Genomic DNA, 16,119 nt, shown 5'->3' on the forward strand with positions numbered 1-16,119 from the left:
ATACCTCACACAATGCCAGTGGCGTAGAAAGTGCCGATCACCACGAAAACCGCCAGGGTCTTGATCAGCGTAATACAGAAAATGTCTTTATAGGCTTCGCGGTGGGTCAGCCCGGTCACCGCCAGCAGGGTAATCACCGCGCCGTTGTGCGGCAGGGTGTCCATGCCGCCGCTGGCCATCGCGGCGACCCGGTGCAGCACTTCCAGCGGAATGTTCGCTGCGTGCGCAGCGCTGATGAACTGTTCGGACATCGCCGCCAGCGCGATGCTCATGCCGCCCGAAGCAGAACCGGTGATGCCGGCCAGCAGGGTCACGGTAATCGCTTCGTTGACCAGTGGATTGGGAATGCTCTTGAGCCAGTCGGCCAACACCAGAAAGCCCGGCAAGGACGCGATCACCGCGCCGAAACCGTATTCCGAGGCGGTGTTCATCGCCGCCAGCAACGCACCGCTGACCGCGCTTTTGCTGCCTTCGGCGAGTTTGCTGCGAATCGCCTGGAAGCCAAACACCAGCACCATGAGGATGCCGACCAGCAAGGCTGCCTGTACTGCCCAGATCGCCGTGAGCTTGGCGATTTCGGTGGTCACCGGCGTGGCCATGCCCGGCAGCGCGAGGCTGTGGGTCTTGCCATACACCTGCGGAATCCAATGGGTGAACAGCAGGTTCATGATGCCCACCGCCAACAGTGGCGACAGCGCCAGCCACGGGTTGGGCAGCTTGAGATCGGCGGCGGTTTCCGGTTCGTTGCGCAGGTCAGTGCCATAACCTTCACCGGCGCGCTGTGCCTTGTTGCGCTGGCGCTGGAGAAACAGCATGCCGGCACAGAACACGAAGATCGTGCCGATCACCCCCAGCCACGGCGCCGCCCAGGCGGTGGTGTTGAAGAAGGTGCTGGGGATGATGTTCTGGATTTGCGGCGTGCCGGGCAGGGCGTCCATGGTGAACGAGAACGCGCCCAGGGCAATGGTCGCCGGGATCAGGCGCTTGGGGATGTTGCTCTGGCGGAACATTTCGGCGGCAAACGGATAGACCGCGAACACCACCACGAATAGCGACACGCCGCCGTAGGTTAGCAGGGCACAGACCAGCACGATCACCAGCATTGCCTGGCGGGTGCCGAGCAGGCCAATCGCCGCCGCGACGATGGAACGGGAGAAACCGGACAGTTCGATCAACTTGCCGAACACCGCGCCAAGCAGGAATACCGGGAAATACAGCTTGATGAAGCCGACCATTTTTTCCATGAACACCCCGGTGAAAGCGGGGGCGACGGCAGAGGGGTCGGTGAGCAGGACCGCGCCGAGGGCGGCAATCGGGGCAAAAAGGATAACGCTGTAGCCACGGTAGGCAGCCAGCATCAGCAGCGCGAGGGCTGCCAAGGCAATGATCACACTCATGGTGTGTCTCCTGGGTTGTTATTTTTGTTGGGTGAAGCCTGGTAGGAGAGGTGTATAGCGAGTTTTGTGCCAGATGATTAAGTTGTTGAAATATAAGGATATATTTTCAGGATGAAGAGCTTGTCAAGTGGTTTTGTCTCTGGTTTGAGACTTGCTTTGGCAGTGCTGGCCTCTTCGCGGGCAAGCCCGCTCCCACAGTTGACCGCGTTGGTCAGGAGAGCAAGGCCTCCTGTGGGAGCGGGCTTGCTCGCGAAGGTCTGTCTAACAATGGAGATGCATGTCTCCTTATTGAGACTCGACAATCCCCAGCGCCACCATCTTCTTGTACAGCGTCGACCGTCCAAGCCCTAGACGCGCCGCTGCCTCAATCACCTTGCCCCCGCATTGCGCAAGGGTGGTTTCGATCAGTTGCCGGTCAAAGCGCTCCCGCGCCGCACTGAACGTTTCATGGGCAAGCGGTTCGATGGTCAAGGGGGGCACGCGTTCCACCGGCGTGAACGTACCAATCGCCGCGCGGATGTCCGCTGTCGTCAGGCGCAAGTCGTCACTGAGCAGCGCGGCCCGCTCCAGCACATTGCGCAGCTCGCGGATGTTCCCCGGCCAGGCGTGTTGCCCCAACAGATCCAGGGCTTCGTGGTGCAGTTCATGCTGGCTGCGCAGTTCCTCGAGAATCGCTTCACTGAGCGCCGGCACGTCATCGAGGCGGTCACGTAGAGGCGGAACCTGGATCGGCAGCACGTTGAGCCGGTAGTACAAGTCAGCGCGGAATTCGCCGCGCTTGATCGCGGCTTCCAGGTCCGTGGAGGTCGCGGCGATCACCCGCACATCGCTCTGGATCACTTCATTGGAGCCCACCGGCTCGAATTCCTTTTCCTGCAACACCCGCAGCAGTTTGCTTTGCAGGGGCAGCGGCATGTCGCCGATTTCGTCGAGGAACAAGGTGCCGCCCTGGGCGATCTGCAATTTGCCGGCGCGGCCCTTGCGATCCGCTCCGGTAAACGCGCCGGGGGCGGTGCCGAAGAACTCGGCCTCCAGCAGCGATTCGGGAATCGCCGCGCTGTTGATGCTGACAAACGCCTTGTGGGCACGGGGCGAGGCATTGTGGATCGCCTGGGCCAGCAACTCCTTGCCGGTGCCGGTTTCGCCGAGCAGCAGCACCGGCGATTCGGTACTCGCACTGCGTCGGGCGCGGCGTTTGACTTCCAGGCTGGCGGCGCTGGTGCCAATGAAGTGGGCGAAGTTGTATTTGGTCTGCCGCGCTCGTAGCAGTGAGCGGGTGGAGGCCAGTTCTTCCTGCATGCTCATGTAGCGCTTGAGCATCGGCGACAGGCTGCGCAGTTCGTCGAACAGGGCGAAACCGATGGCGCCGATCACCACGCCGGCGTCATCGTGAATGGGCAGGCGCATGACCACCAGCGGCTCTTTGGAGGTGTCTTGCATATCCAGCAGAATCGGTCGGCCGGTGCGCACCACTTCACGCAACAGGCTGCCGGGGATCACGCTTTCGCAGGCCTTGCCGATTGCGCCTTCTGCCGATTGCAGGCCGAAGCGCCGGGCATAGCGTTCATTCATCCAGACGATGTTGGCATCGCGATCGACAATCACCGTGCCCTCGCTCGATTGCTCGATGATCTCGAACAACGAGCGGATCGCCAGCAAGCGAACGCGCTGGTAGTCCTTGAGGCTTTCGGTGGTGTTCATGGGTTTGATCCTGATGATTTATTGCCTGTGCCGGCCTCTTCGCGAGCAAGCCCGCTCCCACATGGAAATGCAATCCCCTGTGGGAGCGGGCTTGCTCGCGAAGGCCGCGATGCGGTCTAACGGCCAGATTATGCCTGCCCCAACAACGCCGCCGCCAACAGCTCCTTGGTGTATGGATGCTGCGGTGAGTCGAACACCTCATGACTGGCGCCGCGTTCCACCACTTTGCCGTCCTTGATCACGATCATGTCGTGGGCCAGGGCGCGCACTACGGCCAGGTCGTGGCTGATGAACAGGTAGGTCAAGCCGTGTTTTTCCTGAAGCTGGCGGAGCAGGGCGACTACCTGTTTTTGCACCGTGCGGTCCAGCGCCGAGGTCGGTTCGTCGAGCAGGATCAGCGCCGGTTTCAACACCAGCGCCCGGGCAATGGCGATGCGCTGGCGCTGGCCGCCGGAGAACTCGTGGGGATAACGATGACGACTTTGCGGGTCGAGGCCGACTTCGCTCAGAGCCCGGATCACTTCGGCGTTGCACTCTTCGGTGCTCAGCGTGCTGTGCACCTCCAGCCCTTCGCTGATGATCTGCGCAACCGACATTCGCGGGCTGAGGCTGCCGAAGGGGTCCTGGAACACCACCTGCATCTTCTTGCGCCACGGCCGTAGCTGTTTTTGCGTCAGGCCGTCCAGCGCCTGGCCCTGAAAGCGGATGCTGCCTTCGGAGTCGAGCAAGCGCAGGATCGCCTGGCCAAGAGTGGACTTGCCCGAACCGGATTCGCCGACAATGCCCAGGGTCTTGCCGCGCTGAATGTTCAGGCTGATGCCATCGACGGCACGCAGCCAGGTCTTGCGCTGAAACAGGCCACCACTGACGGGAAAGCGTACCTGCAGGTCGTCCACCTCCAGTACGTTTTCGCGCTCGTCCCGGGGCAAGGCTTCGCCCTCGGGTTCGGCGTGCAGCAACACGCAGCTGTAAGGGTGCTTGGGTTCGGTGAACAGGATTTCGCAAGGCGCCTGTTCGACGATTTCCCCGGCCTTCATCACGCACACGCGCTGGGCGATGCTGCGCACCAGATTGAGGTCATGGCTGATCAGCAGCAGCGACATGCCCAGGCGCTGTTGCAGGGATTTGAGCAGCAGCAGGATCTTGCGCTGCACCGTCACATCCAACGCGGTGGTCGGTTCGTCGGCGATCAGCAGTTCCGGCTCGCACGCCAGGGCCATGGCGATCATCACCCGCTGGCGTTGGCCGCCGGACAATTGATGGGGGTAGGCCTTCAGGCGCTCTTCGGGTTTCTGGATGCCCACCAGGTGCAGCAATTCGAGGATCCGCGCCTGCGCCGCCTTGCCCGCCAGGCCTTTGTGCACCAGCAAGGTTTCACCGATCTGTTTTTCGATGCTGTGCAGCGGGTTCAGGGAGGTCATCGGCTCCTGGAAGATCATCGCGATGCGGTTGCCGCGCAGTTTGCGCAACTTGCCGTTGTCGGCGCCCACCAGTTCCTGGCCGCGATAGCGAATGCTGCCCGTTGTCTCGGTATCGTTTTGCGGCAGCAGTTGCAGGATCGAGTGGGCCGTCACCGACTTGCCCGAACCCGATTCGCCCACCAGCGCCAGGCATTCTCCGGGGCGGATGTCCAGGCACAGATTGCGCACCACGGTCTGGCCGCTGAAGGCCACGCTGAGGTCACGGATTTCGATCAGGTTGGTCATATCAACATCCGCATCAAGATCGTGGATCAAAGGCGTCGCGCAGCGCTTCGCCAATGAACACCAGTAAGGAAAGAATCAGCGCCAGGGTGAAAAACGCCGTCAGGCCCAGCCACGGCGCTTGCAGGTTCTGCTTGCCCTGGCCGATCAGTTCACCCAGCGAAGCACTGCCCGCCGGCATGCCGAAGCCGAGGAAGTCCAGCGCCGTCAGGGTGGAAATCGCCCCGGTGAGGATGAACGGCAGGTAGCTCAAGGTCGCGTTCATGGCGTTGGGCAGGATGTGCCGGACGATGACTTTGCGGTCGGTCAGGCCCAGCGCCCGCGCGGCCTTGACGTATTCCAGATTGCGCCCGCGCAGGAACTCGGCGCGCACCACATCCACCAGGGCCAGCCATGAAAACAGCGCCATGATCCCCAGCAACCACCAGAAATTCGGCTCGACGAAACCCGACAGGATGATCAGCAGGTACAGCACCGGCAATCCGGACCAGACCTCCAGCAGACGCTGGCCGAGCAAGTCCACCCAGCCGCCGTAATAGCCTTGCAGGGCCCCGGCCGCGATGCCGATCAGGGCACTGACAAACGTCAGCATCAAGGCAAACAGGATCGACACCCGGGCCCCGAAGATCACCCGGGCCAGAACGTCCCGTGCCTGGTCATCGGTGCCCAGCCAATTGACGCTGGTGGGCGGACTGGGGGCGGGTTTGTTCAGGTCATAGTTGGGCGTGTCGTCACTGAACGGAATCGGCGGAAACAGCAACCAGCCGCCGTCCTTCTTGATCAGTTGCTGCACGTAATCGCTGCGGTAATCGGCCTGGAACGGCAGATGTCCGCCGAACTCCTGTTCGGTGTGGCGCTTGAAGACCGGGAAGTACCACTGGCCCTGATAGCTGACCATCAGCGGTTTGTCGTTGGCGATCAGCTCTCCGCCCAGGGTCATCAGGAACAGGCCGATAAACAGCCAGAGCGACCACCAGCCGCGACGGTTTTTCTTGAAGCGCTCGAAGCGCCGACGCGCCAGCGGTGAAAGCTTGAGCATCAGGCGTTCCTCGCGGCGAAGTCGATACGCGGGTCGACCAGGGTGTAGCAGAGGTCGCCGACCAGTTTTATCAAGAGGCCAAACAGGGTGAAGATGAACAGCGAGCCGAACACCACCGGATAGTCCCGCGATACCGCCGCTTCGTAGCTCATGCGGCCCAGGCCGTCGAGGGAGAAGATCACTTCGATCAGCAGGGAACCGGCAAAAAACACGCTGATGAACGCCTGGGGAATGCCCGACACCACCAGCAGCATGGCGTTGCGGAACACGTGCCCATAGAGCACCCGTCGTTCACTCAAGCCTTTGGCTCGGGCAGTGACCACGTACTGGCGGGTGATTTCATTGAGGAACGAGTTCTTGGTCAGGATGGTCAGCGTGGCGAAACCGCCGATCACCAGCGCGGTCACCGGCAACACCAGGTGCCAGAAATAGTCGGCCACCTTGCCGATGGTCGACAGGGAGTCGAAGTTGTCCGAGACCAGCCCGCGAACCGGAAACCAGTTCAGCGAAGTGCCACCGGCAAAGACCACGATCAGGAACATCGCAAACAGGAACGCCGGCATGGCATAGCCGATGATGATCGCGGTACTGCTCCAGATGTCGAAATGGCTGCCATGGTGCACGGCCTTGCGGATGCCCAGGGGAATCGACACCAGATAGGTGATCAGCGTCGCCCACAGCCCGAGGGAAATGGTCACCGGCATTTTTTCCAGGATCAGGTCGGTGACGCTGGCACCGCGGAAGAAACTCTTGCCGAAGTCCAGGCGCGCGTAGCTGGTGAGCATCAGCCAGAGGCGCTCGTGTGCCGGCTTATCGAAACCGTACTGTTTTTCAATGTCCTTGATCAGCTGTGGATCGAGCCCGCGACTGGCCCGGGACTTGCCACTCACGGCTTCGCTGGAGCCGCCGCCCACCCTGGCGCCGCCAATGCCTTGCAGGTGCGCGATGGCCTGTTCGACCGGTCCGCCCGGCGCGGCCTGGACGATGACAAAGTTGACCAGGAGAATGATCACCAGGGTCGGAATGATCAGCAGCAGGCGTCGCAGTATGTAAGCCCACATCAGTGCGGCCCTCCGGGTTTGCCACGGCTGATACGCTCGGCCGTCATCTGTTGGTTGGTCAATGGCGTGGTGCTCATCTCCCACCAGCTCTCGATGGCTTCGTCATTGCTTGCCTGCACGTTCGGGATGCCAAAGCGGTTCCACCACACCGTCGAGGTGCCCGGCGGGTAATAGTTGGGAATCCAGTAGTAATTCCATTGCAGCACCCGGTCCAGGGCGTGGGCGTAATGCAGCATGTCGGCCTGGGTCGTGGCGCGGATCAGCCCGGTGATCAGGGTGTCCACCGCCGGGTTTTTCAACACCATGTAGTTGTTGGAGCCTGGGTCGGTGGCCGCCGCCGAACCGAAGTAATTGAGCAGTTCGTTCCCAGGAGAAGTGGTGACCGGGTAGCCGGTGACGATCATGTCGTAGTCGCGGCTCATCAGGCGGTTGACGTACTGGGACGAGTCGATGCGGCGGATGTTGAGGTCGATGCCGATCTGTTTCAACGTGCGTTTATAGGGCAGCAGCAGACGGTCCATGCCATTTTGACTGACCAGGAAGGTGAAGCTCAGCGGCTCGCCGTCGGCATTGACCAGTTGATCGCCATCGGGTTTCCAGCCGGCTTGTTCGAGCAAGTCCAGGGCTTGCAGCTGCTTGTCGCGGATCACGCCGCTGCCATCGGTCTTCGGCGCTTCGAACACCTGGGTGAAGACTTCGTCGGGGATCTGCCCGCGCAAGGGTTCGAGAATCGCCCGCTCCCCCGCATCCGGCAGTTGCCGGGCCGCCAGATCGGTATTGGAGAAAAAGCTCTGCTGGCGGATGTACATGTCACGCATCATCTGCCGGTTGCTCCACTCGAAGTCCCACAGCATCACCAGCGCCTGGCGCACGCGACGGTCCTGGAACATGGGCTTTTGCAGATTGAACACAAAGCCCTGGGCCGGCTGCGGTGCCTCGGTGGCAAGGTGGGCCTTTTGCAGGCGACCGTCGCTCAGGGCCGGGCTGTCGTAGCCGATGGAGTAGCCAGTGGCGGAAAATTCGCGATTGTAGTCATAGGCGCCACCGCGCAATACCTGGCGCGCCACGTCGGTATCGCCGAAGTACTCGATGCTGAAATGGTCGAAGTTGTACAGGCCACGGCTGACCGGCAGGTCCTTGCCCCACCAGTCGGGGTTGCGCTCGAACGTGATGCTGCGCCCCGAATCGATCTTGCCGACTTTATAGGGGCCACTGCCCAGCGGCGCTTCATAGCCGCCGCCACCAGCGAAATCGCGGCTCTTCCACCAGTGTTCGGGAAACACTGGCAAGGTTGCGATATCCAGCGCCAGGGTGCGATTTTCGTTGTTCCTGAAATCAAAGCGCACGGTCAGCGGCGATTCCACCTCGACGTCCTTGACGTCGGCGAACTGCGTGCGGTAGCGCAGGCTGCCCTGGGTCATCAGCAGGTCGAAGGTGTAGCGCACGTCTTGCGCGGTAATCGGTTTGCCATCGGCAAAACGCGCCTTGGGGTTGAGGTGGAAACGCAGGGACAGGCCGTCCTCGGAGCGCTCCATTTTCTCTGCCACCAGACCGTACACGGTGTACGGCTCGTCCAGCGAGCGCTGGGCCAGTGGTGAATAGAGCAGTCCGTCGATCTGGGTGACGCCGATGCCTTTGTCGATGTAAGGCAAGACATGGTCGAACTGACCGATTTCGATTGCCGAACGCCGCATCGTGCCGCCCTTGGGGGCCTGCGGGTTGGTGTAGGCAAAATGACTGAAGCCGGCCGGGTACTTTGCCGGTTCGCCGTAAACGGTCAATGCATGCCGCGGTTCAGCATTCACACCGGCGGTACCCATCAGCAGGGCCACGGCAGTGAACAACAAGGTAGAGAAAGCCAGTCGCATTGTCAGCCTTAGAGCCGGGTGGTCGTTAACGACAATTTGTACGCTAGCGGCGCGTCCCTCGCCAGCCGAATTACGCGTCACAAACACAACGGCCCACCAAAAGGCGGGCCGTTGTGAGAGTAGCTCAAGCGTCGATCAGTCCTGACGGCTGGTCACTTCCAGCAGGTGGTAACCGAACTGGGTCTTGACCGGGCCCTGGACCACGTTGATGGGTGCGCTGAAGACCACGGTGTCGAACTCCTTGACCATCTGGCCCGGACCGAACGAACCCAGGTCACCGCCCTGGCGGCTGGAAGGGCAGGTGGAGTTTGCCTTGGCAACTTCGGCGAAATCGGCGCCAGCCTCGATTTGGGCCTTGAGTTCGTTGCACTTGGCTTCGGAAGCAACAAGGATGTGACGGGCGGTGGCTTTGGCCATGGGAAAATACTCCTTTCAATATTCAGTAAAGTGCTGAGCCTACCGGATTCAGTGAGCTATTTCTCCTCAAAGTTCCGTTCCACGCGGGAGCTACGGCAGGTGGCGCCTCAAAGGCCGGCGTCTTTCAGGCGCTCGGCATGCTGGACATACAGTTCAATCGGGTCCACACCTGCACACAACTGGCCGGCGGGTTGGCCAATGGTGTCCAGATGATCCAGCGCATAGTCGGAACGGATAACCGTTCCCAGATGAGAGCTGAAGCGACCGACCACCCCGTCGTTCTGCTCGCCTTCGGTGACGAAATAGCTGGAAAGAGCCCGACAGTAGGCGTGGAGTGGATCGAGCGCATTGAACCCTTCTTCGAGAACATTCGACGGCAGCACGCCGCTCCACGAATAGTAACGAACACCGTTAACCCGTTCGCACCCTTTGCCACCCCAGGTGGTGGGCAACCCTTGCGGGTATTTGTCGTTGAATGCGCCTACGCCTTCGGTGGTCAGCGCGTTGAGGGCCGCAATGGCGTTCTTCGGTTGGTATTGATTGTCGCTCAATGTCGCGAGGAAGTCGGCGAACAGGGTCATTGCGGTCTCGGCCACATGTTCCGGCAGACTGCCCGGTGTCAATGCCTTGCGCAGGAAATCGGCCAGTTCCGAGCCATGGTTCGGCCCGCTGACGGAGGTGACCGACGCCACATGGTGTGGCGCAATCGCTGCTGCATAACGTGCGCTCAGTGCGCCCTGGCCATGGCCGATGAGGTTGACTTTGCGTGCACCGGTACCTTCCAGCACCCGCTTGATCTGTGAGAGCAATAGGTCACCGCGCACCTCGTTGCCATGGCTGCCCGCCAGGTGAGGGACGAACACCCTTGCTCCGGCGTTCCTCAGCGCCTGCCGGATGTCATGAAAGAGCTCGAATTTGCCGATCTTTTCGAAGCCGAAAAGGCCGTGGACCAGCAGTATTGGATTACAAGTGCTTGCATTCCTTTGCATATTGATACCTTCGCACAGTAGTTCGTTGGGACTGCATGGCGTTTCACTCTAAGGCACTTGAGGTTGACGCGATGTATGAAAAGTCCGTCGAACCTTGCGGAAAGCGGAATAGAGCAAGTGTGAATGCTCAAAAGCGACTGAGGTTTTAGTCGGAATAGTTTGAGGATTTTCCAGGCGATCTGCTTGCAGTTGATCAAAAACCTACTTCGTATGTATCGATTTTCCCAGCGAGCCGGAGTGAGAGGCCGACATCACGGCCGTTTGCCGCGGGGTTAAATAGGCTTCATCCAAAGCCGGCCACCCGTTCGGCGTTTATTCCAGGGACTGGAGCGAATGAATGACTGTTTATGAACCCGACACCTTGAATCTCGTGCAGCAACCACTCGCCGCTCCCTTGCTTGAGCAGGCGGAAAACGGCGTTCTGAACCCCTCCGACAAAAAGGCCGTGATCAGGGTGCAGCCTTATCCAGGCATGACCTGCGGCGACAAATTGCTATTGAATTGGGTGGGTCTGGATGCCGAAGGTCGAGCCTGCAATCATCAGGTGGCGCGCTTTGTCAGTGAGGACCGGGTCGGCGAGGACGTGATCTTTGCCGTGGGTAGCGCACATATCGCGGCGCTCGACGGTGGTTCACTCGAAATCAGTTACTCACTCATGAGCACCCTTTGCGCCGGGCCCATGCACTCCCATCGTTTGCAACTGAGTGTCGGTGATGTGCAAGCCGACCTGTTGCCGGCGACGGTAAACGATGCGGTGGGTAGAACGCTTGATCCGGATCGGGTGAAAGAAGGGGTGATCGTTACGATCAAGCCCTATGCGCGCATGTCGGCGGGCGACTGGGTGATGCTGACCTGGGCTGGTGTTTCGATCGAAGGCAGTTTCAGTGATGCACTCAAGGTCGAGTCCTTTGCCGTGGGGGAGGAACTGTCGTTTTGGGTCGACCCGGAGTGCATTGCGCCCAACCTGGGCTCGTGCGTTTCCGTCGATTATTGCGTCAAGCAAACAGGGCATAACCCTCGTTACTCGGAAGTAACGGCACTGATGATTGGCAGGCTGGAACGGGGGCCACTGCTGCCACCCATTGTGCTGGAAGCCGATGAAGGTTGGGTGGATCTGCACGATGCGCAGGATGGCGTGACCGTCGTCATCGAAAACCCCAGGGCTGATAAAGGCGAGCTGATCTGCCTGAGATGCGACGGGGAAAAATTCAATCACCTTGATGAGCGTGAAGTAACCAGAGACAGTGCGGGAGAGCCGTTGGTGTTCATCGTTCCCTACCGGTTCTGGAGGGAGCATCGGGATTGCGCGATCCGTGTTTCCTATTCAGTCGAGCGCTGTGACGGTTCCCGCCAGCAATCCGCGGCGACACTGGTTCAGGTGCAGTCCATGATGGGGCTCTGATTTCCTTTTGCCCTCCAGACTTCCCATGAAGGCCGGAGGGCGGACGGATAATGCCGGCTATCGGGCGTTGTCTTGCGCTCGCAGCCGGTCTGCCGCTTCAAGCAACAGTTGTTCTGTCCCGGCCCAGCCGAGGCAGCCGTCGGTCACTGATACGCCGTATTGCAATGACGAACTCAACGGCTGGCAGCCCTCGAACAAGTGGCTCTCGATCATCATGCCAATCAGCGAACGATCACCTTGCAGGCGTTGTTCAAGTACGTCGTTGAACACCGCCGGCTGGCGCAACGGGTTTTTGCCGCTGTTGGCGTGACTGCAATCGACCATGATTCGAGCCGGAATCCTGAGCCTGGCCAGGTCACTGTTCACTTGGGCGACGCTGGCGCTGTCGTAGTTCGGCCCCTGATGGCCGCCGCGCAATACCAGGTGAGTGTCCGCATTGCCCGGTGTTTGAATGATCGCCGGATGTCCCTGGCTATCGACACCGAAATGACGATGGGGGTGGGCGGCGGAACGCATGGCATCGCTGGCGACAGTGACACCACCGTCAGTCCCGTTCTTGAACCCTACAGGCATGCCCAGGCCGCTGGCCATTTCGCGATGGATCTGCGACTCCGTGGTCCGGGCGCCAATGGCCACCCAGCTCAACAGATCATCGAAATAGCCGGCCGCCATCGGTTGCAGCAGTTCAGTGGCGACGGGCAGGCCCAGGCGGAGCATTTCGCGCATCAGCTCGCGGGACAGCGTCAGACCGGCGGCCATGTCATCGCTGCCATCCAGGTGCGGGTCGTAGGCCAGGCCTTTCCAGCCAACCGTGGTGCGGGGTTTTTCGACGTAGGCGCGCATCACCAGGAGCATTTCGTCGCTGACTTCGGCGGCGAGGCGGGCAAGGTTGCCGGCGTATTCGAGGGCTGATTTCGGGTCGTGTATCGAGCACGGGCCGACGATGACCAGCAGACGGGAATCTTCACCGTTGAGGATCGCGCGAACCGCTTGGCGGTGGGCGGTGACTTGCTGGGTCAGGGTGTTGCTGAGTGGCAATTGCTGCTTGAGCTGCAATGAGCTGGGCAGGCGCAGGGTCAGCGCTTCATTGGCAGGGCTCAAGGTGGACAGCGGCAGTGCAGAGACGGACGAGTTCATATTCAAGGCTTCCTGGGCTGGTGGCGGGTTCATGCCCGCGCGCTCGGCCCTACTGGGGTGTTCGACAATTGGCCAAATTGGCTGCGTGTGTGTGCTTGCCACCTGTGGGTGACCGATCGGAGGCGGCAGGCTGTCCCGAGCGGAGGCTGGTAAATCGCCAGGCGGTAAAACTGTCGTAACGGTAATAAGTGGCGTAGTTCATGTTCTTGATCCTCTGGATGTCTGGTGTGTCGCTAAAAAGGTTGGGGCTGAAAAAACAAAACCCCCGGTCGGGAGGCCGACCGGGGGTTGAGAATTCTCTGGTGGCGACCCGTTAAAAGTGGGCGCCGTGTGGGTATCAGGCGCGCCAGTGGCTAAACCAATACCCAAAATAAAAGCTGACCGGAGCACAACCGTCATTCACCCGGGCAGCCGCAACCGAGCGCAGGGCGCTGGCGGTACGAAGCTGTAAGAGGGTGTTGAACATAGTCTGTCTCCGATGGATGGACCGAGCTTACTAGAGGCCGGTGCGCAGATTCAATCAGAAAATGCTATTGGCCAACGACAACGCTTTCTATCGCTTGAGTGCCCCGAAGGTTGTGACACACACTGCGCCTCAACAAAACACCTCGGCACAAGGACCTACCATGACGGCTCTGACCCTCGCCGCTGCGCAATCGATTTCCATCCCTGGAGATCTCGCCGGCAATATCGCCAGACATCAACGTTTCATTCAGGTGGCTGCGGATCAGGGCGTGCAATTGCTGGTGTTCCCGGAGTTATCGCTGACCGGCTACGAACGGGGGCTCGCGGCGCAGCTGGCGATTGCTCCGGACGCCGCTGTCCTGCAACCGCTGCGTGATGTTGCCCGGGAAGCCGGGGTGACGGCTGTCGTCGGCATGCCGATTCGGCTGACGGACACCTCGCCTGTGCTGATTGGCGCGCTGATACTGGGTGCCGATGGTTCTCTCGGGGTCTACAGCAAGCAGTATCTGCATCCGGGGGAGGAGGAGGCGTTTGCGCCGGGAACGGGGGGCGAGCCTCTGACCATCGGCACCGACACGATTGCGTTGGCTGTGTGCGCAGATTTCACCCATGCCGATCATGCGGCTAACGCTGCACTGAACGGTGCCGGCGTATATGCCGCTGGCGTGCTGATCACGGCAAAAGGCTACGACCCGGATACCGCGTTGTTACAGGGCTACGCCGCTGGCGATTCAATGATGGTGTTGATGGCCAACCATGGCGGTGTAACGGGTGGCTGGGAGTCGGCAGGGCGTAGTGCGGTGTGGGCCCCGGACGGTTCGCTGGTTGCAGCCGCCGTCGGTACCGGCAACCAGATGGTCGTTGCCCGGCGTGATTGTGCGGGCTGGACCGGGAAGGTATTGGCAGTGGAGCTGGAATGATGGAGCGCCAATGGCGTCCGGCAACGCCTGATGACCTGGATTTCGCCCGCGAACTGACCTGTAGAGGCATGCTGCGTTACTACATTGAGCATGATCTGCCATGGCAGGACGAAGCGTTTGACGTGGCCTGGGCCGGGCGAGACAACCGGGTGATCACATGGGACGACCATATCCTGGGGTATGCCAGCCTGAGCCGTGATGCCAGGGCCTTGTACATACGCGAGTTGCATATCGTCGAAGCGTTTCGTGGGCAGGGTACCGGATCCTGGGCGATCGATCAGGTGCTGGCTCTGGCGCGCCAGGAGCGGCGCCCGGCGTTGCGCCTGACGGTTTTTGAAAACAACCCGGCGCAAGTGTTGTACGAGCGCAAGGGATTCAAGGTGGCGGGCAAGGACGAATGTTTCCTGAGGATGCAGCTGGATATCCCCGGCCCGGATTGCTACAACACGCTTGCGACAAGCCTTTCAAGATGAATTGAAACTTTTAATCTGATGCTTTCCGCTAGGTCTGCCAGATGCTTTTTGCTAAGGTGTCTGGCAACCCAATAAGACCATATCGCGAGGTGTCTGCTTGATTAGGGTGCTAGTAGTCGATGACCATGATCTCGTTCGTACAGGCATTACACGAATGCTGGCTGACATCGATGGCCTGCAAGTAGTCGGCCAGGCCGAGTCGGGTGAGGAATCCCTGCTCAAGGCGCGTGAGCTGAAACCCGATGTGGTGTTGATGGACGTCAAGATGCCGGGCATCGGCGGTCTTGAAGCCACTCGCAAATTATTGCGCAGTCATCCGGATATCAAGGTCGTCGCGGTGACCGTGTGTGAGGAGGATCCGTTTCCTACACGGCTGTTGCAGGCCGGGGCGGCGGGTTACCTGACCAAGGGGGCAGGTTTGCCGGAAATGGTCCAGGCCATTCGCCTGGTGTTCGCCGGGCAACGCTACATCAGCCCGCAGATTGCCCAGCAGCTGGCGATCAAGTCCTTCCAGCCCACCAACGATTCGCCTTTCGATGCCTTGTCTGAGCGGGAAATCCAGATCGCGCTGATGATTGTCGGCTGCCAGAAAGTACAGATCATTTCCGACAAATTGTGCCTGTCCCCAAAAACCGTGAACACCTACCGTTACCGCATCTTCGAAAAGCTTTCGATCAGCAGTGATGTCGAGTTGACGCTGTTGGCGGTTCGTCATGGCATGGTCGACGCCAGCCTCTGAAAATGACCGAAACCTTTGATCCGGGCGCCTTTCTGTCGACCGTTAGCGGGCGCCCCGGCGTGTACCGCATGTTCGACAGCGAAGCGCGCCTGCTTTACGTCGGCAAGGCGAAAAATCTCAAGAATCGCCTGTCGAGTTACTTTCGCAAGACCGGGCTGGCACCCAAGACCGCTGCCCTGGTAGCGCGTATCGCCCAGGTCGAAACGACGATCACGGCCAACGAAACCGAAGCCTTGTTGCTTGAGCAGACGCTGATCAAGGAATGGCGCCCGCCCTATAACATCCTGCTGCGCGACGATAAATCCTACCCCTACGTCTTTCTCTCCGACGGAGAGTTTCCGCGCCTGAGCATTCATCGTGGCGCGAAAAAGGCCAAGGGCAAATATTTCGGGCCTTACCCGAGCGCCGGTGCGATTCGCGAAAGCCTGAGCCTGCTGCAAAAGACGTTTTTCGTTCGGCAATGCGAAGACAGTTATTACAAGAACCGCACCCGTCCTTGCCTGCAATACCAGATCAAGCGCTGCAAGGCGCCCTGCGTCGGGCTGGTGGAACCCCAGGTGTATGCCGAAGATGTGCGCCACTCGGTGATGTTTCTTGAGGGGCGCAGCAACGCGCTGACAGACGAGTTGTCCGCCGGGATGGAAGAGGCTGCGATCAATCTCGAGTTCGAACGAGCGGCCGAGTTGCGCGATCAGATTGCGCTGCTGCGCCGGGTTCAGGATCAGCAGAGCATGGAAGGCGGGACCGGGGACGTCGATGTGATTGCCGCCTTCGTCAATCCGGGCGGTGCCTGTGTCCACTTGATCAG

The 16,119-nt window shown here is 60.4% G+C and carries 14 protein-coding genes; 5 read left to right on the forward strand and 9 right to left on the reverse strand.

Going from position 1 to position 16,119, the window contains the following annotated elements; genetic code table 11:
* Positions 1-5 precede the first annotated feature (5 nt).
* The 8 genes from KGA88_RS15345 to KGA88_RS15380 all read right to left on the reverse strand — a co-directional run bounded on the left by KGA88_RS15345 (position 6) and on the right by KGA88_RS15380 (position 10,175).
* The gene (locus tag KGA88_RS15345; protein ID WP_110662402.1) at positions 6-1,397 is read right to left on the reverse strand and encodes a GntP family permease; all 1,392 of its coding nucleotides are present in this window, start codon (positions 1,395-1,397) and stop codon (positions 6-8) included.
* Between the two features lie 285 nt (positions 1,398-1,682).
* Positions 1,683-3,098, reverse strand: coding sequence for a sigma-54 interaction domain-containing protein (locus KGA88_RS15350; protein WP_223592277.1), 1,416 nt, complete (start codon positions 3,096-3,098; stop codon positions 1,683-1,685).
* Between the two features lie 128 nt (positions 3,099-3,226).
* Entirely contained in the window at positions 3,227-4,804 is a 1,578-nt protein-coding gene (locus KGA88_RS15355; protein WP_223592278.1) for an ABC transporter ATP-binding protein, read from the reverse strand.
* A 13-nt stretch (positions 4,805-4,817) separates the two neighbouring features.
* Entirely contained in the window at positions 4,818-5,840 is a 1,023-nt protein-coding gene (locus tag KGA88_RS15360; protein ID WP_223592279.1) for an ABC transporter permease, read from the reverse strand.
* A complete protein-coding gene (locus tag KGA88_RS15365; RefSeq protein ID WP_223592283.1) occupies positions 5,840-6,901 on the reverse strand; it encodes a microcin C ABC transporter permease YejB in 1,062 nt (353 codons plus the stop codon). Before KGA88_RS15365 ends, KGA88_RS15360 begins: the two co-directional genes overlap by 1 nt.
* Positions 6,901-8,769 (reverse strand): extracellular solute-binding protein, encoded by a 1,869-nt coding sequence (locus KGA88_RS15370; protein ID WP_223592285.1) that lies wholly within the window; start codon positions 8,767-8,769, stop codon positions 6,901-6,903. Before KGA88_RS15370 ends, KGA88_RS15365 begins: the two co-directional genes overlap by 1 nt.
* Positions 8,770-8,904: 135 nt before the next feature.
* On the reverse strand, positions 8,905-9,186 hold the full coding sequence (locus tag KGA88_RS15375; RefSeq protein ID WP_007984657.1) for a peptidylprolyl isomerase: 282 nt from the start codon (positions 9,184-9,186) through the stop codon (positions 8,905-8,907).
* 107 nt (positions 9,187-9,293) lie between these two features.
* On the reverse strand, positions 9,294-10,175 hold the full coding sequence (locus KGA88_RS15380; RefSeq protein ID WP_110660363.1) for an esterase/lipase family protein: 882 nt from the start codon (positions 10,173-10,175) through the stop codon (positions 9,294-9,296).
* 337 nt (positions 10,176-10,512) lie between these two features.
* Between KGA88_RS15380 and KGA88_RS15385 the strand changes: the two genes are divergently transcribed.
* Complete coding sequence (locus tag KGA88_RS15385; RefSeq protein WP_223592286.1) at positions 10,513-11,577, forward strand: hypothetical protein; 1,065 nt, start codon at positions 10,513-10,515, stop codon at positions 11,575-11,577.
* Positions 11,578-11,634: 57 nt separating this feature from the next.
* Here the strand turns inward: KGA88_RS15385 and KGA88_RS15390 are convergent, their stop codons facing one another.
* Positions 11,635-12,714: a 3-deoxy-7-phosphoheptulonate synthase gene (locus tag KGA88_RS15390; protein ID WP_223592288.1), complete on the reverse strand. Its 1,080-nt coding sequence runs from the start codon at positions 12,712-12,714 to the stop codon at positions 11,635-11,637.
* Positions 12,715-13,340: 626 nt separating this feature from the next.
* On the opposite strand from KGA88_RS15390, the gene KGA88_RS15395 reads away from it, so the two are divergent.
* The 4 genes from KGA88_RS15395 to uvrC all read left to right on the forward strand — a co-directional run.
* Positions 13,341-14,099, forward strand: a complete 759-nt coding sequence (locus KGA88_RS15395) for a carbon-nitrogen hydrolase family protein (protein ID WP_223592291.1) — start codon at positions 13,341-13,343, stop codon at positions 14,097-14,099.
* Entirely contained in the window at positions 14,099-14,572 is a 474-nt protein-coding gene (locus tag KGA88_RS15400; RefSeq protein ID WP_110660367.1) for a GNAT family N-acetyltransferase, read from the forward strand. The genes KGA88_RS15395 and KGA88_RS15400 overlap by 1 nt, the downstream gene beginning before the upstream one ends.
* Before the next feature lie 97 nt (positions 14,573-14,669).
* On the forward strand, positions 14,670-15,311 hold the full coding sequence (gene uvrY / locus KGA88_RS15405) for a UvrY/SirA/GacA family response regulator transcription factor (protein ID WP_008015884.1): 642 nt from the start codon (positions 14,670-14,672) through the stop codon (positions 15,309-15,311).
* A 2-nt stretch (positions 15,312-15,313) separates the two neighbouring features.
* The coding region (uvrC, locus tag KGA88_RS15410) for an excinuclease ABC subunit UvrC (protein WP_223592293.1) at positions 15,314-16,119 on the forward strand (806 nt) is incomplete at its 3' end.

The sequence above is a fragment of the Pseudomonas sp. A-R-19 genome (assembly GCF_019956575.1).
Classification (GTDB): Bacteria; Pseudomonadota; Gammaproteobacteria; order Pseudomonadales; family Pseudomonadaceae; genus Aquipseudomonas.

What these genes read in the sequence shown, in the direction of transcription:
- KGA88_RS15370 (WP_223592285.1), bottom strand. Translation starts at nt 8,769, where the DNA reads ATGCGACTGGCTTTCTCTACCTTGTTGTTCACTGCCGTGGCCCTGCTG.
- KGA88_RS15385 (WP_223592286.1), top strand. Translation starts at nt 10,513, where the DNA reads ATGACTGTTTATGAACCCGACACCTTGAATCTCGTGCAGCAACCACTC.
- KGA88_RS15355 (WP_223592278.1), bottom strand. Translation starts at nt 4,804, where the DNA reads ATGACCAACCTGATCGAAATCCGTGACCTCAGCGTGGCCTTCAGCGGC.
- KGA88_RS15400 (WP_110660367.1), top strand. Translation starts at nt 14,099, where the DNA reads ATGGAGCGCCAATGGCGTCCGGCAACGCCTGATGACCTGGATTTCGCC.
- KGA88_RS15375 (WP_007984657.1), bottom strand. Translation starts at nt 9,186, where the DNA reads ATGGCCAAAGCCACCGCCCGTCACATCCTTGTTGCTTCCGAAGCCAAG.
- KGA88_RS15365 (WP_223592283.1), bottom strand. Translation starts at nt 6,901, where the DNA reads ATGTGGGCTTACATACTGCGACGCCTGCTGCTGATCATTCCGACCCTG.
- KGA88_RS15380 (WP_110660363.1), bottom strand. Translation starts at nt 10,175, where the DNA reads ATGCAAAGGAATGCAAGCACTTGTAATCCAATACTGCTGGTCCACGGC.
- KGA88_RS15345 (WP_110662402.1), bottom strand. Translation starts at nt 1,397, where the DNA reads ATGAGTGTGATCATTGCCTTGGCAGCCCTCGCGCTGCTGATGCTGGCT.
- KGA88_RS15395 (WP_223592291.1), top strand. Translation starts at nt 13,341, where the DNA reads ATGACGGCTCTGACCCTCGCCGCTGCGCAATCGATTTCCATCCCTGGA.
- KGA88_RS15360 (WP_223592279.1), bottom strand. Translation starts at nt 5,840, where the DNA reads ATGCTCAAGCTTTCACCGCTGGCGCGTCGGCGCTTCGAGCGCTTCAAG.
- KGA88_RS15390 (WP_223592288.1), bottom strand. Translation starts at nt 12,714, where the DNA reads ATGAACTCGTCCGTCTCTGCACTGCCGCTGTCCACCTTGAGCCCTGCC.
- KGA88_RS15350 (WP_223592277.1), bottom strand. Translation starts at nt 3,098, where the DNA reads ATGAACACCACCGAAAGCCTCAAGGACTACCAGCGCGTTCGCTTGCTG.